General features: G+C 50.8%; 19 protein-coding genes. 5 read left to right on the forward strand and 14 right to left on the reverse strand.

Annotated features, from left to right (window positions below; translation table 11 throughout):
- Positions 1–119: 119 nt before the first annotated feature.
- The 4 genes from WKI47_RS19960 to WKI47_RS19975 all read right to left on the reverse strand — a co-directional run bounded on the left by WKI47_RS19960 (position 120) and on the right by WKI47_RS19975 (position 5,999).
- Positions 120–1,508: a hemolysin family protein gene (locus WKI47_RS19960; protein ID WP_340228963.1), complete on the reverse strand. Its 1,389-nt coding sequence runs from the start codon at positions 1,506–1,508 to the stop codon at positions 120–122.
- 379 nt (positions 1,509–1,887) lie between these two features.
- On the reverse strand, positions 1,888–2,679 hold the full coding sequence (locus tag WKI47_RS19965; RefSeq protein WP_340228937.1) for a class I SAM-dependent methyltransferase: 792 nt from the start codon (positions 2,677–2,679) through the stop codon (positions 1,888–1,890).
- A 45-nt stretch (positions 2,680–2,724) separates the two neighbouring features.
- On the reverse strand, positions 2,725–4,194 hold the full coding sequence (locus WKI47_RS19970; RefSeq protein WP_340228938.1) for a DUF6892 domain-containing protein: 1,470 nt from the start codon (positions 4,192–4,194) through the stop codon (positions 2,725–2,727).
- 359 nt (positions 4,195–4,553) lie between these two features.
- The gene (locus WKI47_RS19975) at positions 4,554–5,999 is read right to left on the reverse strand and encodes an alpha-L-fucosidase (protein WP_340228939.1); all 1,446 of its coding nucleotides are present in this window, start codon (positions 5,997–5,999) and stop codon (positions 4,554–4,556) included.
- Positions 6,000–6,152: 153 nt separating this feature from the next.
- Between WKI47_RS19975 and WKI47_RS19980 the strand changes: the two genes are divergently transcribed.
- Positions 6,153–7,595 carry a glycoside hydrolase gene (locus tag WKI47_RS19980; protein ID WP_340228940.1) on the forward strand — a complete coding sequence of 481 codons (1,443 nt, stop codon included), beginning with the start codon at positions 6,153–6,155 and terminating at the stop codon, positions 7,593–7,595.
- A gap of 85 nt (positions 7,596–7,680) precedes the next feature.
- Here the strand turns inward: WKI47_RS19980 and WKI47_RS19985 are convergent, their stop codons facing one another.
- The 6 genes from WKI47_RS19985 to WKI47_RS20010 form a co-directional block, all read right to left on the reverse strand.
- Positions 7,681–8,085, reverse strand: a complete 405-nt coding sequence (locus tag WKI47_RS19985; protein ID WP_340228941.1) for a spore coat protein GerQ — start codon at positions 8,083–8,085, stop codon at positions 7,681–7,683.
- A gap of 316 nt (positions 8,086–8,401) precedes the next feature.
- Positions 8,402–9,148, reverse strand: coding sequence for a glucose 1-dehydrogenase (locus WKI47_RS19990; RefSeq protein WP_340228942.1), 747 nt, complete (start codon positions 9,146–9,148; stop codon positions 8,402–8,404).
- 192 nt (positions 9,149–9,340) lie between these two features.
- Positions 9,341–9,523, reverse strand: a complete 183-nt coding sequence (locus tag WKI47_RS19995; protein WP_340228943.1) for a hypothetical protein — start codon at positions 9,521–9,523, stop codon at positions 9,341–9,343.
- Positions 9,524–10,136: 613 nt separating this feature from the next.
- Entirely contained in the window at positions 10,137–11,426 is a 1,290-nt protein-coding gene (locus WKI47_RS20000; protein WP_340228944.1) for a VPS10 domain-containing protein, read from the reverse strand.
- Positions 11,427–11,524: 98 nt separating this feature from the next.
- On the reverse strand, positions 11,525–12,211 hold the full coding sequence (locus tag WKI47_RS20005; protein WP_340228945.1) for an LrgB family protein: 687 nt from the start codon (positions 12,209–12,211) through the stop codon (positions 11,525–11,527).
- Complete coding sequence (locus tag WKI47_RS20010) at positions 12,192–12,560, reverse strand: CidA/LrgA family protein (RefSeq protein ID WP_340228946.1); 369 nt, start codon at positions 12,558–12,560, stop codon at positions 12,192–12,194. Before WKI47_RS20010 ends, WKI47_RS20005 begins: the two co-directional genes overlap by 20 nt.
- 197 nt (positions 12,561–12,757) lie before the next feature.
- Between WKI47_RS20010 and WKI47_RS20015 the strand changes: the two genes are divergently transcribed.
- Positions 12,758–13,687 carry an L-lactate dehydrogenase gene (locus tag WKI47_RS20015; RefSeq protein ID WP_340228947.1) on the forward strand — a complete coding sequence of 310 codons (930 nt, stop codon included), beginning with the start codon at positions 12,758–12,760 and terminating at the stop codon, positions 13,685–13,687.
- Positions 13,688–13,769: 82 nt separating this feature from the next.
- Here the strand turns inward: WKI47_RS20015 and WKI47_RS20020 are convergent, their stop codons facing one another.
- The 4 genes from WKI47_RS20020 to WKI47_RS20035 form a co-directional block, all read right to left on the reverse strand.
- Positions 13,770–14,861, reverse strand: a complete 1,092-nt coding sequence (locus WKI47_RS20020) for a hypothetical protein (RefSeq protein ID WP_340228948.1) — start codon at positions 14,859–14,861, stop codon at positions 13,770–13,772.
- Between the two features lie 21 nt (positions 14,862–14,882).
- Positions 14,883–15,977, reverse strand: a complete 1,095-nt coding sequence (locus WKI47_RS20025; protein ID WP_037288535.1) for a DUF3900 domain-containing protein — start codon at positions 15,975–15,977, stop codon at positions 14,883–14,885.
- A gap of 242 nt (positions 15,978–16,219) precedes the next feature.
- Positions 16,220–16,564 (reverse strand): hypothetical protein, encoded by a 345-nt coding sequence (locus tag WKI47_RS20030; RefSeq protein ID WP_340228949.1) that lies wholly within the window; start codon positions 16,562–16,564, stop codon positions 16,220–16,222.
- Positions 16,565–16,591: 27 nt separating this feature from the next.
- Positions 16,592–17,542 (reverse strand): tyrosine-type recombinase/integrase, encoded by a 951-nt coding sequence (locus tag WKI47_RS20035; protein WP_340228950.1) that lies wholly within the window; start codon positions 17,540–17,542, stop codon positions 16,592–16,594.
- A gap of 322 nt (positions 17,543–17,864) precedes the next feature.
- Between WKI47_RS20035 and WKI47_RS20040 the strand changes: the two genes are divergently transcribed.
- The 3 genes from WKI47_RS20040 (at position 17,865) to WKI47_RS20050 (ending at position 21,780) form a co-directional block, all read left to right on the forward strand.
- Entirely contained in the window at positions 17,865–19,184 is a 1,320-nt protein-coding gene (locus tag WKI47_RS20040; protein ID WP_340228951.1) for a PQQ-binding-like beta-propeller repeat protein, read from the forward strand.
- A 154-nt stretch (positions 19,185–19,338) separates the two neighbouring features.
- Complete coding sequence (locus WKI47_RS20045; RefSeq protein WP_340228952.1) at positions 19,339–20,286, forward strand: alpha/beta hydrolase; 948 nt, start codon at positions 19,339–19,341, stop codon at positions 20,284–20,286.
- Between the two features lie 168 nt (positions 20,287–20,454).
- Complete coding sequence (locus tag WKI47_RS20050; RefSeq protein ID WP_340228953.1) at positions 20,455–21,780, forward strand: PQQ-binding-like beta-propeller repeat protein; 1,326 nt, start codon at positions 20,455–20,457, stop codon at positions 21,778–21,780.
- Positions 21,781–22,101 lie beyond the last annotated feature (321 nt).

The raw sequence follows: 22,101 nt of genomic DNA on the forward strand, positions 1-22,101 counted from the left end.
GGGGATACCCAAATAGGCAGGAGCAAGTTGCGGAGAACAAAAACAGGCCGCTGCATGATTGCAGCGGCCTTCAATATTTTCTTCTGCCAAGACATGGATACAATCTCGACTACTTACGCTTACGCACCCGCTTCCGCTCTTTTGGCTGTCAAAGCTGTCGACATCGCAGCTTCAGCTTCCAACTCTTCATCAAGCAGCTCCGAGTCGGCTACGGTCGATTCACGTTCAGGCAGGCGATCTTCCTCAGGCAACGGCTTCAAGATCCGTACCCGCGAAATCCGCTTTTGCTCCGTCTCATCCACGATAAACGTACACCCTTCGTGATCGACCGACTGCCCTTTTTGCGGAGGAAGCGCGTCGATCCGGGCGTATAGCCAGCCGCCGATCGTGTCGTAGTCGTCAAAATCGAGTTCAAAACCAAATTGATCGTTCACGTCTTCGATCAACATCATACCGTCGATCGAATAGCTGAACTCTCCGGCTTGCTCCGTTTCGGGACGTTCTTCTTCATCGAACTCATCCTGAATCTCGCCTACGATCTCTTCCATAATGTCTTCCAGCGTCACCAGTCCGGCTGTGCCGCCGTATTCATCCACCAGCATCGCGATTTGCGTACGGCTGCGCTGCATCAGCTTCATCAGCTCACTGATTCGGATCGACTCCGGCACAGCGATGATCGGACGAATCAGCTGATCATAGTCGGCACCCGGCGAACGCATAAGGTCTTTGATATGGATAAAGCCGATGATATGGTCTTTATCCTGTTCACAGACCGGATATCGGGTTCGCATACCGTCATAGGCGACTTCAAGGTTTTCCTCGTGCGACAAATTGGTATACAGGCAGATCATTTCCGTTCGCGGAATCATCACTTCGCGTGCCGTCGTATCGGCAAATTCGAAGATATTGTCCACGAGCGCCATTTCCGTATTGTCAATCAACCCGTTTTTGTTGCTTTCCTTCACCAGAATCCGGATTTCTTCTTCGGTGTGTGCAGAATCCAGTTCGGAAGCAGGTTCGATCCGCAGAAGCTTCAGCAGACCGTTCGCCATCCCGTTCAAGACCCAGATAAACGGATACATCGTTTTGTAGAAAAAGACCATCGGAGCCGCTGCCGTTAACGCCACCGCTTCCGTTTTGCGGATTGCCATCGACTTCGGAGCCAATTCCCCGATCACGATATGCAGCATCGTGATGATGATGAATGCGATCGCGACCGACGTTCCGTGAATCGCCGCCTCGTTGTTCCAGCCGAAGCTGTGGAACAACGGGCGCAGGAACGAAGCGACCGCCGGTTCCCCGATCCAACCGAGTCCAAGCGACGCCAGCGTAATCCCGAGCTGACACGCCGACAGATACGCGTCCAGATTTTGCACCATGCTGCGGGCAAAACCGGCACGCTTGCTGCCGCTTTCCGCCATCGTGGCAATCCGGCTTTCACGCAACCGCACCATCGCAAATTCCGCCGCTACAAAAAATCCGTTCAAACCAACAAGCAGCACAACCATTAAAATACTTAACCAACCTGGCAAGGGGTCACTAGTCAATATACATCCCGTTTCCGCGCCGCTTACCCTAGCGTTACGCTATCGGAAAACGGGTCCACCTCCTTCGTTTTCCTGAGTTATTTTGTTTCGCCTTTTCCGACAACTGCTTACTTTGCGGTCTGTCGACCCAAACTAGCAACTCCCCAATTTCGCTCACTCCGTTTCTTTTTAGCTATAACTTCAATTATAATTGTTAGTTACCCGCAGCAAAATAGGAATGAAAGGTCAAAAAAGCCAAAAAAACCGCCCTGAGGGCGGTTTAAAGCCGATTTCATTTATCCATTCTCACTTCTCGCGTTCTCGCACGGCCTCTTGCACGCTTTTACGGCTAATCTTTCGATTATTTATGTGCGATTAAGGTGAATGTCTTCGGAATACCTTTGTCAAAGCTGTCGCCGGACAAGTTCGGTTCTTCATCAAGCCGGGAAATGCTGAGACTATTTTGCGCAACCGCCGTCACGATCTCTCCGAGATTCCACTTCCGCAGCCATACCTTCGGCGATTCGCCTTCCGCATACTTGGCAAAAGAAGCTTCTTGCTCTTCCAGCGACGTATCGAAGTAATCCCCGTCCACCTTATGCTTACGAATCTTCGCCGTCGTTCCGCGCGAAGAAATCAGCTTTGTCGACACCGGATGGAAATCGCGAAGCACAAATCGGCCACCGGGCGCGAGCAGCGTCTGAACCACATTCAGGAACGGAGTCAGATCCGTAAAGTAATGCAGGATGCCCATTTCCGCGAATACGATATCGAACGTGCCGGCCAGCGTCGTCATATCCAGCTTAAGCACATCCGAAACCACATAATCCAGGGGAACTCCCGCGGCTTCGGCCAATTCCAACGCATAACGCTGATTTCCCGGCGAAAAGTCAACGACCGCAACCGAAGCCCCAAGTAGCGCCAGAGCAACCGCTTTGCTTCCATTGGAGCCCATCAGATTCATGATACGTTGGCCTGCGGGATCGCCGATCGCTTCTCCCAGCACGGACAAGGACTTTAAAGGCTGCTTGCCGATCCTGTCTGCCGCCTCATCGGGTGTGCCGAAGCGTTGCACCCAAGCTTCGTACGTTTCCCGGTTCCAAGCCTCTTCGTTGAAAGGATGGGCAACATTTTGTTGTTCTTGATTGTTCATATTCGACTTCCTTTCGATACAGCGCTCAGATTGCTGAACGGCGCACTAATCCTGAACCAAAATAATTCCGCGTTCCACTGCCGGAGCCGAATCGGCTTTTAGCAATCGGATCGCCTGGAGCACGCGCAGATTCGGTAAATACTGAAGATCCTCAAGCGTGTGCACGTCAAAACAGCCGTCTTCTCCATTCCAGAACGGAATAATCTGAAGCTGAACCTGCTGCCCGCTGGCAATTACGAGCTTGGTAACCTTCGATAAATCTTCTTCCGTCAGCACCAGACGCTCAAAATATTCCCGGACCTCGGGAATCGGCCGGTCTCCTTCTTCGGCAATCGATATTTCACGCAGTGCGTACTCCTGAACGAACACACCCACGTCGAAACGCGGAGTTACCACATTCTGTTTGTACATCAATTCTTCGATAACCGCCAACTTCAAGTTAAAATCTACGAACGAGACTCCCGTAACCCCGTTCTTGGTGCTCGGCATGCTTTCCGCTTCGATCTGGGCAATGACTGTATTCGCCTGCTTTAGCGTCTCCGCCGTTTTCGCAGCCAGAGCGGTCTTACGATGCTGTGAAACAGTCAAATCAAGCACAAGCCGCCGGTCATTGGATCTGGCGATCTGAAGCAACGGCTGACGCAGCAGCGGGTAATAGATGAACGTATCGATAAATTCATCAAACTGCTTGTCTGACCATTCGGGCATATAAGACGCAAGTCTATCCAATACCGGGCGAATGCCGCGTTCAAGCACGGCGGCTCCTTCGCCCATAAAAGAAGAAGCCAGACTTAAATAAGCCTTACCCTTATTCTCCTTGGGTTGATCAAGCTTCAGAAAGAAGTGAATAAGCTGCGCAATTTCTTCCGCATACCCGGGATGGTAACCCAGCATATAGACATGAACATGGTTACAAGCCGGGTAGAACGTTCGAATCAGCTCCGGGAGCAAGATTGATGCTTCGCAGCGCAGATCATCGTCGTCCATGTAATGCGGATGGTTGAAATAAATTTCGAACAGTGCTGCGGCGGCGCGTGAAAGCCCGTAGAAAACCGGATCGCGCTGATCGGCACTGCTTCCTTTCTCAATCCATTCGCGCAACAATCCAAGCACACGCGTATGTCTGGACCGCAATTCGTCTCGAAGTGCGTATGAGCTTTCGAGCGAGGCTTTGCGAAGCACGAACAGCTCGGTCAATTTGGCTGTTTTTCGCGCCGATGTTGCTTCTGTGAACGGTTCTTTTTCCAAAATATTCAGCATCGTGTCGTAAAACCAGGCGCGTTCCTCGACGGTTAGCAGGACGAACATCGACCACGCTTCGTTGATCCGCTCGTCCACGCGCTTTTGGTTCTCTTCCTCAAGCTCGAAATCGTCCACCCATTCGAAAGAAGCCTCGATTATTGCCCGACCTTCTGGTTCAGGTATGAATCCTTGCAACCGATTAAGCAAATGGTGCGAGAGTTCCGAAGGCTCCTCGTCGGGATTTGCCCGAAGCAGGGCTTGGAGCTTGGTCATCGTATTTCCTCCCAGTACATATGTCCATTACGTAACAATTTTCGTTCCTATCATAGTACCATTTCCTTCACTCCCTGCACCAGTCCAGCTTTTTGGAATCCTTTCAAATTCTAAATAAATATTGAAAAGTTTTTGCCATTCTTTTTGTCCGTCAACGATACCTCCCATACAGATCAGACAAAAGGCCTGCTTATTTGGAGTGAGCGCTCATTAAAATGGTTGTTTCGTTATGTATGACAGCAATATGTAAGACCTTGAGCCTACCTTCATCATAAGGCTTTTTGCGTTCTTTTCAAAGTCAAAAAGCCGGAATAGGTGCGTCCTTATGCATAAACGCATCTATTCCGGTTTTGGTTGGACTACTTGGGCAGGAAATTTACAAACCATTGGGACAGCGTCGGAAACTCCCGATACTGTTTCATCACAACTCGAACTTGCGAAGTCTGTACAGAGGGAAAACGTAACACTTTGAGATGCCCTACAATACTCCCTTCTGCAATAAGCTGCCATTCTCCAACGTTTTTTTTAGGATCATCTACCGTTCTAGCCAACACTTCAAAAGCTTCGATCCGTTGTCCTACCGGTAAATGCTCCCCCAGCCCAAGTGTGTTGATCCACTGCGGCTGCTCCCACGTTAACTCCAGCCAGGGATCAAGGTCTTTCTTTTCCGGTTGCCAAAATGAATCGTTCTCGCCTGAAGGAGCCGATGAGACGATTTCAGCAGAAGCTTGTCCGCTTGAGGTTCGTACGCTCCCCCCTTGCATCAACGAAGTGTCCCGAAGCTGCGAGATTTTTTGCCCGAGATCCTTCAATGCTACACGATCCGGCTCAGCGATACGTCCCTGTGCGTCCGGCGGTACGTTAAGCAGGAACGTTGCATTCCCGCCGACCGCATTCAGATAAATCTCGAACAATTCTTCACCGCTGCGAACCTGCTTGTCTTCTTCCCGATGGTAAAACCAACCGGGACGGATCGACGTGTTCACCTCGGCAGGGTACCAGATCCATTCACCGTCATAAGCTGCTATAGCCTGTCTGCTCCCCAAATCTTCTTCCATCGAGTTAAAAGATCGTGAGAACTCCCCGTCGTCAGCCTGCTGCGATTTCTCCGCCGTCTTCTCGGCATCGCGTAGCGGAGCAGGCACGACACTCCATTCCTGGGTCCTCGTCTGCCCCGCCTCGTTGCCGACCCAACGGATGTCCGGACCGCATACGCTGATCACGCACCCTGGCTGCAAGCGGCGAATGACCTCGTAATAACGCTCCCAGTTGTAAAATTGCTTTTTCCCGCTAGGCCCTTCCCCGTTTGCCCCATCCAGCCAGACGCATCCGATCTCTCCATAATGGGTCAGCAGCTCCGTTAACTGGTGGACATAGAAATCGTCGTAAGCTTCACCTTCTCCATAACTGCTTTCTGTCCGATCCCATGGCGAGAGATAGACTCCGAACTTCAGTCCGTATTTACGGCAGGCTTCCGATACTTCCTTTACCAGATCGCCGTTCCCGTCGCGCCAGGGGGTATAGGCAACGGTATGCTGCGAATATCGGCTCGGCCATAGACAGAATCCATCATGATGCTTGCAGGTCAAGATCACCGCGCGCATGCCGGAACCTGCAAGAATCGCCACCCACTCCTCTGCATCGAGCGATCGTGGATCGAAAATCGACAAGTCTTCATGGCCTTCGCCCCATTCGCGTCCGGTCATCGTATTCATTCCAAAATGAATAAACCCATAGAACTCCAACCGCTGCCAGGCAAGCTGTCTTGCAGATGGAGCAACTTTCGCGATTTCATGCAAGTTCACTCAAGCACGTCCCTTCTTTATCAAAAGATTCTCTTCAAAAGCATAACCGATCGGCCCAAAAGATGCGCGTTTTCGTCTCTCGCTGTTTGTTAACGCATACACGGTTCTCTGCGGTTATACTATAAATGAATTCGAATCTGAAGGAGGCGAATCATGGGGAACGAATCTTTGAAAGCGGCTACTGTATCCATCCAGATTGATCTGTCCGCCAAGCATCAGACTTTTGAAGGCTGGGGGACGTCACTCGCCTGGTGGGCCAATGTGTTGGGTGGCTGGAGTGAAGCGCGTAGACGAGAGATCGTGGAAAAGCTGTATTCTGCGGAAGTGGGAATTGGGATGAACATTGCTCGCTACAATATCGGAGGAACCCAAGACGCGGACGATCCTTATCTGGACTTCGGCAAAGCCATTTTATCTTTTCAAAATCAGGACGGGAGTTGGGATTGGTCGCGGGATGCGAATCAACGGGAGATCGTCGAATTGATTCGCTCTCTGGCAGACGAACCGATCTTCGAAGCGTTCTCTAACTGTCCTCCCTGGTGGATGACGCTCGCATATGATCCGCAGCAGCCAGACGGCGCGCAAGGCGCAACGACAGGCGGTATCGATGGCGGAGATAACTTGAAGCCCGGATCGGAACGCGAATTTGCCCGTTATCTGGTCGAGGTTGTCCGGTATTTCCGCGATGAGTACGGACTTACGTTCCGCACACTGGCCCCTTTCAACGAACCGGTTGCAGGCTGGTGGAAGCATCGGATTACGAAGCAGGAAGGCGCACAGATTCGGCCTGAACAGCAGCAAATCGTAATCCGCGAGGCCGCCAAAGCATTGCGCGAAGCCGGACTTTCGGATACATCAATCAGTGCATCGGACGAATCGTTTGTCGAGATGGCGCTGCATACATGGAACGCGTTCTCTCCTGAGGTGAAAGCGCTGATTCCTCAGGTAAACACCCATACGTATAACGATCCCAGCTATAACCCGGAATCTTTTATGAAGGCGGTTACATCGGATGGAAAAAAGCTTTGGATGTCCGAAGTCGGTTTTGAAAACGGAGCTCACCCGACAGACGATCCTTATTCAATGGCAGGTGCCAAACGTTTAGCTCAAGGAATCACTCGGGATTTGAAAACCATGCGTTCCGAAGCCTGGGTGTATTGGCAAGCCGTGGAAAGCAACGTCAGCACGTGGGGATTGATCTTTGCGCCGTTTGAACATAACGAATCGGAATCCTACTCTATGTATAAGCAATATTACGCACTCGGCAACTACAGCAAGTTTATTCGCCCAGGCAGCATTATTGTGCATAACGACGGTGACAAGTCGCTTGCGGCGCTCGATCCCGCTGCGAATCGTCTGACGATCGTGACGTATAACGACAATGACACGGAATCGGCCAGTTATGCTTATCAGTTACAAGGGCTGGATTCAGTTGAGGATGCTGCATCGCTTCAGGTACGTCTATACCGAACGACGGCTGAAGAAGATTTGGCTGAGCTCCAATCGATTACATTGGAAAATGGGTCGTTTACCGCTACAGCCGCTCCAGGTTCGGTGACGACGTACGTGATCGATTTAGTAACCGCAACAACCTAACCAAAAAGACCTTCTCCACACGATTCGTGTCGGAAAAGGTCTTTATTTATTGCGAATCATGGGTCATCAAGCCTCGCTTTGTTCATTATTGTCCGGCAAAAAAGGCTTCGTTGCCTGAGTAGAAGTATCCGGTCGTATCGTTGAACACCACATAGTCAATGCAATTCAGCGGCACAACGGTACGTTGTCCATATTCGATGCTCAATACAATATGGTCGCTGCCTGCCGCTTCGAGTCGTCCTTCTACTGAAGTTGACGTGAAGCTTGCATTCATTCCAGGTACGATATAAAAGGTGCCTGTGCGTCCCAGATTATTTTGCAAAGTAGAGATCACATTCGGCTGCTCGTAGTTGGTCTGCGGAATGGACGCTTCGATCATCGGCGATCCGGATCTGGCTAACGGATTCCGGAAGCTTACCCCGCCTCTTCCTGCCATGCCATTCATTCCACTGCTGATCCGATAAGTCACGGGTGAATAAGAATATTCCATATGAATCCCTCCTCGTTTTTTGCGCGGATGTCCGCGAATCGATCAAAATGCGTTCACGTCCGCCCGGCTGCATCGTCCATTTAGAGAAGGTGAGATTGCGATTAAAGTACAATTGGTGCTATATATCCTTACTATTACCCGTGATATTGAGCGGCAAACCTTATTTTTACATCGGATATGGCAAAAAAGTGAAAGATATGGGGGAGGCACGGCGGTGAGGGGAAAGGATAAACACTATGCAAAAAAAGCGGCCTGCTGATGCTGTGCAGGTCGCTTTTTTGCTTATTAGGCTTGCTGAATCGAAGTAAATGGTTTCTTACTCCGCATAAATCATTTTGCGTGTCATTCCGCCGTCCAGAACCAATTCGGCTCCGGTTAGGAAGGTATTATCCGGGTGAGTGATATATAGGCAGGCGCGGGCGACGTCTTCGGGGGTGCCGACTCGGCCGATTGGGTGTTGGGCGTGATCTTCTTTGCGCAGCTTGTCGTATTCTTTCGTTTCGATCCAGCCTGGGCTTATGCAATTGACTTGAATGCCGTCTCCTCCAAGCGAAATCGCTAGCGAATGGGTAAGGGCCAGTATGGCTCCTTTGGATGCTGCATAGGCTTCGAAATTGGGTTCGGACATATGGGCGCGCGTCGAGCAAAGGTTGACGACGGAGCCTTTTCCATGCTTGCGCATATGCAAAGCGGCTTCTCTCGTGGCGAGAAACGTACCGCGGACATTCGTATTCATGACATCGTCCCATTCTTTGACGCTCAGTTCATACGGCGACTTCCAAATTCCGAATCCGGCATTGTTGATCAGGATGTCGATTTGCCCAAAGGCTTCGATCGTTTCGCGCATCAGATGCGTGATATCCGATTCGCTGGACACATCGCAGGGCACGAAAATCGCTTCGCCGCCCGAATTGCGGATTTCCGCAGCGGCTGCGGCTCCTTCGGGTTCTTGCGTATCGGCAAGCACAACGCGTGCCCCTTTTTCGGCATAACTTTTAGCAACGGCTTGCCCAATTCCTTGAGCCGCGCCGGTTACGATTACTGTCGTGGATTCAAAACTCATATTCTCGTCAGCTCCCTTCCTATCTTTCCCTGCTCTATTTATTACCCAAACGGCTTGCTGAGGGAAACCAAAGCAAAAAGCCCTTCGCGGGGTGAAGGCGAAAGACTTAATGTCCGGCAAGCGGATGTATTATGTGATTAAATTCACTTAATGGGGTGCAAAATGCTTCTTCTGCACATCCAAGTGTCGGCATTACGCGTAGTACATGTTCAGCAGCTGATTGGTTTCTGCGCTCTCGTTCTCTTCTTTGTTCAGCAATCCTTGTTCTGCCCAGCAAGCCAAGCATTGTTCTTCGGTTTCACACAGGTGAGCATCTTCGCAGTTATAGCAGAGGTTCAGGTAGTTACGAGTCAGTTGGCTAGTTGCAGTGGTCATGTGGATCACTCCTCGATTTAAGTTAAGTTTAGGGTTGTTTGAGTTGTCGTTTTGTTTTGTTGCATTCTTTATATTTAAAAAATAACAGATTTTTCGGAAAGATAATGTGATTTTTTTCACATTATCTGAAATAATTTAAAATTTTCTGTTCGGGTGGAGCTGACCGAAGTGCGGGCGCTACGGGAGAAATTCGTTTAAGTCGCTGTCTCGCCCGGAAAGTTGAATTGGATTTAAATAAGGAATCTTTCCGGGTTCAAAGGCGTCTTAAACTGAATTTCTCCCTCCGCTTCTCTCTTCGCTTTTTATAATAAAAGATAAGGGCAAAATGCGAAATAAGTGCGCTCATGCAATTTTATTGCATATCGACTGCTTATTTTTTAAATAACATAGAATAGTTATCCAAAATAAAAAGGTTGTCCCTTAGGAACAACCCCCAAATCCTCAGAAAATCCTTTCCCTGAGTGAAGCTTATAGCGGAGGGGAAAATTCAGTGAAAGACGCCTTTGAACTCGGAAAATTCTTATTTAAATCCAATTCAACTTTTCCGAGTGAGACAGCGTCTTGAACGAATTTTCCCCGCAGCGCCCAAGCTTCCTTCACGGACAGGGTTTTCTTAAATCACCTGCCATGTGATGCCGCCGTCCAAAGTTTGCAGAAGCAAAGAACGTCTGAGTTCCGTTTTCCCGATCAAGATCCAGCCGACTTTGTCCGTGATGAATTGGACTTGGAAGATCTCGGGGTACTTCTCCATGTTCTCCACGAGTTTATCGCTTTTGGGCAGCTGTTTCCAATTTTGACCGCCGTCGGTCGTACGGTAGAACTGCGAACCGATCGGAATCCAGCCGCGCAACGGATCGATAAATACCGGGGCGATTTGCAGGTTGAGCGATTCCTGGGCAGGCAGGTTGAACGCGGCGTGTTTCCAGGCGACTCCGTTGTTTTGCGTGAAGTACCCGTGATATTGCACCGTGTCCCTCTGTTTGCAACCGACGGGAACCCAAGAACCTGCGGCAGTCTCGTAGGCTTGGGGTTTGCCGCTCACGTAAGCGTCGCAACTGCCGATCGGATTTTCGCCTCCCGCGAAAAACGATGAGGATTTAAACCAGTTTCGTCCGGCGTCTTTGGTCCGGTAAAGCGTCGGCCGTCCCAGTTCCAGCGTCGTGGCGTAGCCGCTGCCGTTGGACTCGAAATACATGCCGGACAGGTATCCGATCTCCGGCAACGGATTTCCCGAACCGCTCGATTGGGTGCCGCTCGCGGTACGCATGATCGCCGTCCAGCTTTCCCCTCCGTCCAATGTCCGGTATAACGTCTTGTCTTCGCGGCCCGCCGTGGAAGACGTTTTGGACATCAGCAACCAGCCCCGGTCGTTATCGCTGAAATATAACGCAGCAGGCAGCTCGTCAGTACGCCCCAACGTCGCGAGAGCCCAGTTTTCTCCTCCATCGGACGTACGCAGAACGAGCGTTTCGTCCGCGATTCCCGCACTCCGTACAATCCAGCCGTGCTTCGTATCCGTGAAAAAGACTTCTTTTTCGTACTGGGGCACATTAGAGAACGTGACTTGTTCCGAAGGCGACAACGGCGTCCAATTCTTCCCGTTATTCTCGGTCAAGTACATGCGGAGCGCGCTTCGCGTAAGCCCCCAAGCCATACCGATCTTCCCGTCAAACAGGTGCATCTCCGTCAATCGGGTCTGCACCACGTATTCTTCATATTGATTGGCGCTGCCGCCCTCCTCGGGTTCGACAAGCGTAATTTCCTGGCCTCCAGCATCATCGGCCGTATTCGTCTGCACCGTTGGTTCGGACGCTGCGTCTTCCGTCGAAGAGTCGCTTGTACATCCGGCCAGCACAATCAGCATAGCAAGCAGAGGCAGCAACACCTTTTGCCTGATCCGCATTGCAGCCGCCCCCTTTGAGTTTCGAATAATGTCGCACGGAGCGCAATTCCTTCGTCATTATAGCATAAAAGACCATAGGCGTCGCAACTGTGTCCGACTCAGCCCAACCAGAGGTAAACGGGAACGAATAACAACGAGGTAACGATGCCCGCAAGCCCCATGCCCAGCGCACTGAAGCTGCCTGCTGTCTCCGATTCCTGCAAACTTCGCGCCGTACCGAATCCGTGCGCCGCACTCCCCATCGCCAAGCCGAATGAGACCGGATCGCGAAGACCGATTCGATATAAAAATGCGGGGCCGAGTACGCCTCCAAGCACGCCGGTGACGACGCTGAACATCACGGACAGCTCGGGCGTGCCGCCGAGTGATCTCGAAATTTCGATTCCGATAGGCGAGCTGACCGATTTCGGCAAAATGCTGAGCAACACCTCATGCGAGCCGCGGGTCACGTACACCAGCAGCCCCGCGCTGACGATGCCTGTGATCGAGCCTGCCAGAACGGAAATCGAGATCGTCTTAAGCCGCTCCCGAATCAATTTGCGATGCTTATAAATAGGGACGCCGAGCGCGACGGTCGCGGGACCGAGCAGACTCGTCAAAAGCCCGACCTCGCCTTGAAAGTCGGCAATCGGGAAACGCAGCAAGCCCAGAATAATCAAGATGATCGCGCTGCTGCTCAGTATCGGATGCAGCCACGGCAGTTTCGTCTGGATGCCTCTTGCAAGAGCATAAGCTCCGATCGTTAGCGTTAGACCAAAAAGCGGATCATGCAGAAAGTTTTGCATCCTGAGACGCCTCCTTCTGCTTGGGCTGTGTCTTTTTGGCAACCATTCCGGTTACCGCTAACACAGCGAAAGTGCTTCCTACCACACCCACCACGATCGACACGACATTGTTACCGAGAAACGGCATCAGTGCCGCTGCTCCAATGACGTAGGGAATAAAAAAGAGCAAAAGATGTCCCGTCAATAAATTTGCGGATTGCTCGACCCATTCCAACTTCACGACTTTTGCGAACAACGCAGCTAAAAATAATAACAAGCCCATAACGTTGCCCGGCAACGGAAGATGCAGCGCATCGTGCAGCAGCACGCCGGCAAGGCTGAATCCGAGTAAAATCGCAAAACCCCGCATAATCGTTCAACCTCTTTTCCACCAAATACTTGTTTAAACATTTTATCATTATAACAAAACTCGACATGATTCGCGCAAAGACATTTGACACAATTTCGTGACATGTTGCTTGTTACCGTGTAAACTGGTTACAAAGTTGAGAGGGTCTTTTTTATTTCTCTCATCAACATATGCTGAAGAAATGGAGTGAATTGGACATGACTACCCCATCCTCGCGTTCCCGCCGTGTTGTCGTTATCGGCACGGGTGACGTAGGCGCAACAACTGCTTACACTTTGCTGCTGAGGCAGCGCATGACTGAACTCGTTTTGATCGATGTGAATAAGGAACTGGCTCTTGGGCAAGCACTGGACATGAATCACGGCCTGCCATTCGTTGGCGGCGTGAAAGTCTGGGCTGGCGATTATTCGGACTGCAAAGACGCAGCCGTCATCATCATCGCGGCAGGTGCAGCCCAACGCCCAGGCGAGACACGTATCGATCTGCTCAACCGTAACGCAGGCATCTTCGACCAAATCATCGGCAACATCGTGAAGTACAATGACAACGGGATCATTCTCGTCGCGACAAACCCGGTAGATATCCTCTCGTACGTTTCGTACAAAAAGAGTGGTTGGCCCGCTCATCGCGTGATCGGTTCGGGTACGCTGCTCGATAGCGCTCGCTTCCGTTACCTGATCGGTCAGCAAAAACATCTTGATCCACGCAGCATTCACGCGCATATCATCGGGGAGCACGGCGATTCCGAGCTTCCGGTATGGAGTATGGCGAACGTAGCGGGCGCTGCACTGGATCTGTCGGAAAGCACGCAGGAAGAAATCTTCGACAACACGAAAAATGCAGCGTACGCGATCATCAACGCCAAGGGTTCGACCTACTATGCAATCGCTCTTGCGCTTGACCGGATCGTAACCGCTATTTTGCAAAATGAAAGCTCCGTACTCAACGTCTCGACCTTGCTGGACAACTATCACGGCATCTCCGACGTTTACCTCGGCCTGCCTTGCGTTATTGACAGCACTGGCGTACGCGAGCACCTGGAGATTCCGATGAACGATAAAGAGCTTGAGTTGCTGAATGCTTCGGCCAACAAGCTGAAATCGGAAATCGCGAAAGTCAATCTGTAAAAAAAATTTTGGCATGTAAAAAGCCCCCCGCGCTCTCTATAGAGTACGGGGGGCTTCGCTATGTTCTACAACAAATCATGCTTTATAATCGAACAATCTCCGCGCGTAACAACCGACCGGAAGCCGCATCGCAAACAAATTCGCTTTCTTCGATCCAAACCAGTGAAGCTTGCTCGATTCCGTTCGTCCGACTTCCGGTTCGCACGTAGTACGGCAGAACCCGAATATGCTCTTTGAGCTTCTCCCAGGCTTCATTCTCCGATAGTCTCGGCTTATACAAAGTTTCAGCAAAACGTTCAGGGCGCAAGCGGCGAAAATGCAGCTCATCCGATGCCGCCGCGAGTTTCCCGCTGCGACGCTCGACATACAAATCCAAGCAAGCTCCCAGCACCGGAAGTCCGTTCACCAATCGGTAGACGCGCACATGCGCAAATCCGCCGCTTGCAGCCTGGAATGAAGAGCGCTGCCTGCCTGCGAGAAAAGCCCAGCGATAAGCCCGCGGTTTTGTCGAGCGCAGCAGATAATCCAACGCAGCACTGCGGGCACGTCTCAACTCATCTCGATCCAGCGGCTCGGGTCTTCTGGAATCGGGAACAGGCATACGTCCCTGAAGAGGGCGCATTGGCGCTGAAACACTTTTTTTCGCTGAAGAATTTCCGCCGCGCAAGTCTATCCATTCCCACGGCCCAAGCTTTTCTCCTTGCAGCACACGTTGGCCATTTCGATCATAAAGCCTTGGAGGAAAAAGGTAAAAAGGCATCACGGCAGATACATCCAACGCATAGGTACTTCGAATACAAGAAGAATCCTCCGGTGCCTGAATCGAAGTTGGTGGATCATCCATAGGCTCGGATTCGAACTCACAAGGCGCCCAATCTGTTTTCAAATCGCAGAGCTCGCCGGAAGATTTCATTCGGACAAACAACTGGGGGCCGCGGTAAAAAGGAATCCCACGGTGATGCCGAGCATACTCCAGCCGCATTTCGTCATTGTCCAACTCGACAGCGCGAATCGGCAACAAGTCTTTCGGATTGATGTCCGGTCTCGCGCGTGCAAGATGTTCCTGCGCCAGGGAAGCATAATGCGAACTCTCTTCCTCGGATAAAAAGCGTATTCCGCCGAAGCCTTCTTTTCGAACTCCTGATCGCGAGTCTTTGTTGTTAGGTCTAGTCAAAGGCTTCTCCCCCTCTACCTTTTAATAAGGCAGGCCGTCGTCTCCCGGTTCTTCGCGTCGCTCAAGCAGACGCTTCGCCACGGTCTCGAAATCTTCCGGCTGAAGCAGCTCGATCGGGGAATGGCCTTTGTCGAACACAAAGGATTCACCTTCCAAAATCACTGCGTATCGCCCGTTTAGACGCGTGATATGCACCCCGTAACCGAAATCGGCCAGCAGACCTTTGATCTGCGAATTGCCGAGCTTGAAGCGAACCTCGATGTCCGGCTGGAATTCCGTGATCCGTTCCGCCGCTTCCATCACCTGCTCCGGTTCCCATTTTTGCTGGATATCGCGTTTGTCGCTGGCTGTCCATAGCTCCAGATCGTGTTCTTCGCGCTGACGCTCTTCGCTTGTTTCGTCCGGCCACTTTTCTTCCACGTAAGTCTGCACGAATTCCATGACGCGGTCATTCACGATCTCGGGCATGGACTGTTCGTAGACGACGAATTTCAAAAAGTCTTCAAAATAACGCGCGTGCGAAGGTTGGTGGATCTTGAGTTCCCAATCTTCCGTCATACCGGCTTCGGGCATATGCGGATACATGATCGACTTGATGCTTTTCGTGCTGATTGCCATTTCGACTTCGTCGATCAGGTTCTGTTCGTCCGAAATGCGGGCGATCTTGTTCTCGAAGTCGCATTTCATAACAAAAATAAACGGATCGTCGGAGTGGGTCGGCATTTTGGCTCGGGTCAGCACCAACGCGCCTCCGCGAACCGATCCGGTATCGAGGTAATTGCGCACGAGATCGTCGCAGGCGTTTTTGAAATCTTCTTTGCCGTCCGCCGTCCGCATCCGGTTAAACATATTGAAGTTCGGGTTACTGTCCAGCTCGTAGCCCGGTTCGACGATGAACGTGCCAATTTTGGTTGGGGCTTGCTCGGTCAGCGGGTTCTTCTCCACCTTCCGCTTCGCGATCCGCGAAAATTCGCTATCGAGGAACTTTTTCACGGGGCTGTCTTCGTAATCGTAGTCGTCCATAGTCTGGTAATGCTTGTATCCTCTCGCCCCCTGGCCTTCCCGGCCCTCTACCTGGATGACGAAAAACGATAAAAATTCAATGTCAAAACGCATATTTCGTTAAACCCCTTCTGCCTCCGCTCTGCGCCGGGCGCACTCGGAAAGCGGTAATGGCTGCTCTGTTATGCTCATCACTTCCCAGCAGCAAATTGCCTGTCTGCCTACGATAGCACGACCGCCGAAAATGAACAATCGCATACAGAAAATTCGTTAAAAGATAAAAAAACGCGACCTGTCGATATCGACGCAGGCCGCGTTGTTGATCGGAATTTGCTTGGCTTTTGTACGGAGAAGAACTATTTTCCCTGGCGCTGTTGCAAGAACTCCAATCCTTTTTGCACCAATTCCTGCATAGAACCGAATTGCGTATTGCTTTTGACCTTCTCGTCCAGTTCCTGCGGAGGAACGTTTTGCAGCGCGTTAGGATCGCTGCCGCCAATGCCGAACTTCTGAAGCATTTCCGCAGCGGATTTGAACGGCGTATACTTTTGCAAAAATTCCGAGTTGAGCAGTTGATCCAGCGGGAGCTTTTGCAGAATTTCGTTCAGCGGAAGCTTATTGGCCATCTCGCTTAATCCGCTTAGATCCCCCTGCTTCAACTTATTGAACGCATCTCCCAAACCTCCAAGATTAAACCCCATGCGTAACGCCTCCTTTTCGAATATCCATTATTCATTTTTACCCGAATTGCCCGGTAACTTAACATCCAACCGGCTCATCGCTTCTTCTTTCTCCCGATTCGAGACGTGGGTATACACGGTCGTCGTCTGTATCGAGGCGTGGCCGAGCATTTCCTGCACCGTCCGCAAATCCGCGCCTTTGCGCAGCAGCATTGTGGCGAACGAGTGGCGCAGCTTGTGGCTGGAATACGGAATCCGTTGATGCGGCTCCAAGTCCTGTTGAAAACGATCAAACGTATCGGCCGCCAACTGCTGGATCGCGCGAATCGACATCCGGCGTCCTTTTTGCGAAACGAACAGCGCTTCCTCGCGGTCCGTCCATGGGGACAAACGCTGCACGATCGCTTCCTCCAACACGCCCATGACCGCTTCCGGGACAGGCAGAGTACGCCATTTCCGTCCTTTGCCGAACACTTGAAGACTCCGCCGCTCCGCATTGTAATGGGACACGTTGAGCGCATGTACTTCGCCGACCCGAAGGCCCATATACGCCATCAGCAAGAAAATGGCCAGGTTGCGTTCCCGGTATTTGCCGTCGACGGCTTCCAAAAACTCTCCGATTTGACGTTCATCCATATACACGGGCGCGCGGTTCTTCTCCGTCTTTGCCTTTTTGATCCCGATCGCCGGGTTTTGTTCAAGCAATTCCAGTTCGATCAATGCTTTATAAAAGCAGTGGATGGCGGCGTGTTTGCGGTTCCGCGTCGCGTCTCCCGATCCGCTGCGTCTGGCGTTGGAAAGGAACGACATCACGTGGATTTTTTTCACCGTATCCAATTCTTTTCCGCTTAACCCCAACATAAACTGCCGCACGTCACTCAAGTAATTTTTTTGCGTGTAATCCGTATATCCCGCGTCCTGCATCCAAATAAGGAACGCTTCCAGATACTCGGCATAATCTTCAAGTTCCTCGTCGTCGGGAATCCGAATGGTCGCCATCCTGCATCGCTCCGCTTCTGCTTTTTCAAAAAGTTTCTTCTATATATTGTGGACTATCGAATACGCGCGACGCAAGTCCCAAGAAAGTTTTCTCAAATAAATACGCAACAATATGGGAATCATAGGCGTTCAATAGAATATGGTAAAAAGCGGAAAGAGAAAGGAGTGAATACCGTGCAAGTAGATAGAGGCCCATGGTCGACATTGATTTTGATATTTCTTTCGTTCTTGAGTATCTTTTTTAAAAAGTAAACATATTTATAGTTATGTAACCTTATTTTGAGTTGAATAACTTTCAAATTATCGAGAGGAGAATTTATCAATGAATACGCGTAGAAAAATAACTTCTTTATTTTTGGTCATCGGACTCACGTCATCTATGTTATCTGCCGTCTCGGCCGCTCCGGTCACTTCATACAGTGCCCCTACACTTTCTGAAACGAATACGATCCAAGCACTTAAACCTCTTTGGAGCGTAGAGAAAGACCCAGTTGATCAAGCTTTTTCCGCAGTAGCTTCCGGCAATACCGTGATTTACGTTCATGAAGGTAAACTACGCGGGATCAATGCTGCTACAGGCAAAACACAATGGTCGTCCTCTTCCCTCCCTTCGTCCGAATGGGTCAAAGGAAACGGTACTCTGTATTTTATCGACCAAAAAGGCATCTTGATCAGCTTAAATCCCAAAACCGGAAAACCGCTCTGGAAAACGAATACGGGAATGTCTGCTTCAAACCCATCTTTCACGATCAGTCTTATCAACGGAACCCTTTATGTAGGCGGACCTTTTACGCTTCAAGCCTACAATCCGGTTAACGGGAAACGCCTGTGGAAACAAAAAACGGAGAGCGAATACGGCGGACCCGCTATCCAAGGACTTTATGACGGCGTACTTGTAGCTTCAATGACGGTAAGCGGAGCGCTCACGGTCGATCAATACAGCGGATATAACCCGAAGACAGGGAAAAAACTCTGGGAAAGCGGCGGAAATAACGGTCCGGTGCTAGCTTCCCGCAACGGATATCTGTATGTGCGCGATCAGTACCCGATGAGCAGTCCGGACCACGCGCTGGTGTTGAACAAAATCAATATCAAAACAGGAAAAGCGACGAAGCACTATGAATATGTTCAAGTCCAAGACGGCATGTTCCAAACAGCTAACGAGGTCTTTGTTGACGGAGATGATCTGTACATCGCAATGCGCAAATATAGCGAAGGCACGCTGGAAGGCTTCTCTTCCATGCTGTACCGCTTTAAGCTCGATCAAGACCCGGATAAGCAAACGCCCGTGATTTACGAAGGCAAAGGCGATTTCCTGGCAGGGCCTTACCTCAATCGTTTTTTCGTGCAAAAAGACCTGCAATTCAAATCCATAGCTCTCAACGGAAAAACGAGTGCGAGTTATGATATCCCGCTTAATCCCGTTTCAAGACTTGATCTGATCGAAAACAATGCCTATGTAGGGATGAGCGACGGCAAGTTCTATCCGATCGATATCCCTTCCGGTAAAACATTAGGCGTCGTAGATACAGATAGCCGTATTTACGGACAGACCCTGATCGTAGGCAGCACAATCCTCATACAGGCAGAAGGCAAACTGATTGCGGTTAAGCGTCCGGCCGTTTCGAAAAAGACATCCTGAATTTCTTTTGGTTATTCTGTTTCGCAAAATTGAATTTTGTGTTAAATGGGTAAGGTAGGCTTGTTTAAAAGATACATATCGCCTACCAAGCCGCACCGTTGTTTGCCCAAATCTGTGAGTGTGTATTCATACACTCGAAAGGAGCTCTACTCTGATGACAGATGCAAAGAAACCCGTACTTGAACCCGCAGCACAGCAATTCGCCGACGATAACTCGAAGCCTCCCTTCTTGCCGGATCTCGGGCCGGAAAAAGGTCGCGAAACGGTCGACGAAGTTCAATCCGGCGATATTTTCAAACCTGAAGTTGACGTAGAGGACAAAACCATCACCGGTGGCCCGAAAGGCGAAGTCTCGATCCGCGTGCTGCGTCCGAAAGGTTCGACCGGACCGCTTCCTGTGCTCCTTTATATTCATGGCGCAGGCTGGGTATTCGGTAACGCGCATACGCATGACCGATTGATTCGCGAATTGTCGGTCGGCTCGGAAGTGGCTGTCGTGTTCCCGAATTACAGTCTGTCTCCCGAAAACAAATACCCGGTCGCGATCGAAGAAATCTACGCGACGCTGGAATGGATCGCATCGCAAGGCGAAACCGAAGGCTTTGATACGTCGAAGCTGTTTGTTGGCGGCGATAGCGTTGGCGGCAATATGACGGCTGCGATCACGCTGATGGCCAAAGAACGCGGCGGTCCGCAAATCGCGAAGCAACTGCTGTTCTACCCGGTCACCGACGCTTCTTTCGATACCGATTCATACAACCAGTTCGCGGAAGGCTACTTCTTAATGAAGGAAGGCATGAAGTGGTTCTGGGATCAGTACACGACCGACCCGGCGGAGCGCGACCAAGTCACGGCCTCCCCGCTGCGCGCGACGGCCGAACAGCTTCAAGGTCTGCCGGAAGCGCTGGTCATTACAGGCGAAGCGGACGTATTGCGCGACGAAGGCGAAGCCTATGCGAACAAGCTGCGCGAAGCCGGAGTTCCGGTAACGGCGGCTCGTTTCCAGGGGATCATTCACGACTTCGTGATGTTGAACGCGCTGGCGGAGACGAATGCGAAAAAAGGGGCTTTGCTGTTGGCGAATGCTTGGTTGAAAGTCTGAACCGAATCCTAATCTTGCTTTTGAAAACCGCTTCCTTTGTGGGAGCGGTTTTTTTGTATATCGTTTGGATAAAAGGAACCTAAAGTCGCGCTCGTGCATCCCGTAACTTTTCGCTTTCGGCAAACGTTCGATGATTATACATTCTATTCAAATGAAGGAGTATACTCGATGACAATCAAATTTTCTCGTTTTGTTGCAGCCGGCGCTTGCTTGAGTGCCGCTCTACTGCTTTCCGCTACCGGTACGTCCTCGGCCGAATCCGCAGCTTCCTCGGATTCGAAAGCCCCTCTCCAAAAAGCATCTTCGGTTCAAAGTCTTAACCCGGCATGGAAAGTCGATAACGACGGGCAAGGGCTTTTTGCCAAGAAGTCGCCTATTTCGAACGGACTTGTTTTCTTTAGCGATAATCGGCATACGCTATATGCTGCCGGTTTGGAAACGGGAAAAGTGAAATGGTCGATTCCCCAGGCCGGGCCGCCCGAAGTCATAACCTCGAATACCGTTACTTTCATAGATGCGTCCGGTCGATTGGTCAAAGTCGATTCCTCCAGCGGCAAACCGTTATGGCGGACGACCGCAGTGGAAGAAACCAACGAAATGGGCGCACACGTTTATTCGGTCGAAGGGTCGTTGCTGGTGCTAAACGAGAATTCCGGCGGCGGACTTTCGGCTTTTGATCCCGTCAGCGGTCAGCGCAATTGGAAAAACACTCAAATTCCGATGTATGCCGGCGATCTGGTAGGACAATACGGAGGGACATTGGTCGTTTCAAGCACAGTAGATAATATTCGTACCCGGTTTTTCGGTATCGATCCGGCGACCGGTAAGCAGCTTTGGCGCCAAGAAGGCATTTATACGCCTGTCGGTCAAGCAAACGGCCAACTTATTCTTCGCAATGTGACAGATCAGGCATCCCGACTCGCTTACGGAGACACAGCTTTCCGAGGCTATATGCTGCGCTTGGCTATGCTTGATCCTTCTACCGGAAAGATCGTCAAAACCGAGAACTACGGATTATCCCAAGACGCCCGTTCGTCCGCCGATCCGCGAGCTTACTTGATCGGCGATTATGTCTATGGGGTGGAATCGTCCTTGTCACCGTATACATCCACATTGGTCCGTTATAAACGCGGGGAATCGGCATCCGACAAAAATTACGCCGAGTACGGCAATCTGGTCTCCGGTCCCCAAAACGGGTATTTCTTTTTCCAGAAAAACGGAATGCTTTCGGCGCTGCGCGCCAACGACGACCGCATCTTCGACTTGGGCCAATTGCCTTCCAGTGTTGCGACAACCGGCGTTCACGTTTTGGGAGATTTCGCTTTTGCAGGCTTGGATACCGGCGAATATTATATCTTTGATATGAAAAGCGGCCGTACATGGAGCATGCCTCAAACGAGATCGCATTTGTTCGGCGTGCCTTTCCTGAAAAACGGGAAGCTGTTGGTCCAGACATTGTCGGATTTGATTGTGTTCGATTTACCTAAAGGTTGACTATAATATAATTATGTAAACAATAATTAATTAGATTTTTCCCCTAACACAAGAATCCACCCTTTTTCCTTTTTTGCGGATACAGGGTGGATTCTCGTTTTTTAATCCTTCAGATCTTAAGCACTTCGAATATGCCTTAGGGCGTGTAAGCAAACTCAACGACGTGCATCTTGAGCTGCCTTTTCGCCCTCCTCTACGTCACTTTCCCTTGACGTGCCCCGGCACGCCTTCGGAAAAGTTCCTGGATGAGAACGAAAATTCAGCTCAATCTGCCCCCTTCGGAGTTTGCGTACACGCCCTAGTACTCTGTATCAGGTCAAA

This window comes from Saccharibacillus sacchari (genome assembly GCF_037722395.1).
GTDB lineage: Bacteria > Bacillota > Bacilli > Paenibacillales > Paenibacillaceae > Saccharibacillus > Saccharibacillus sacchari_A.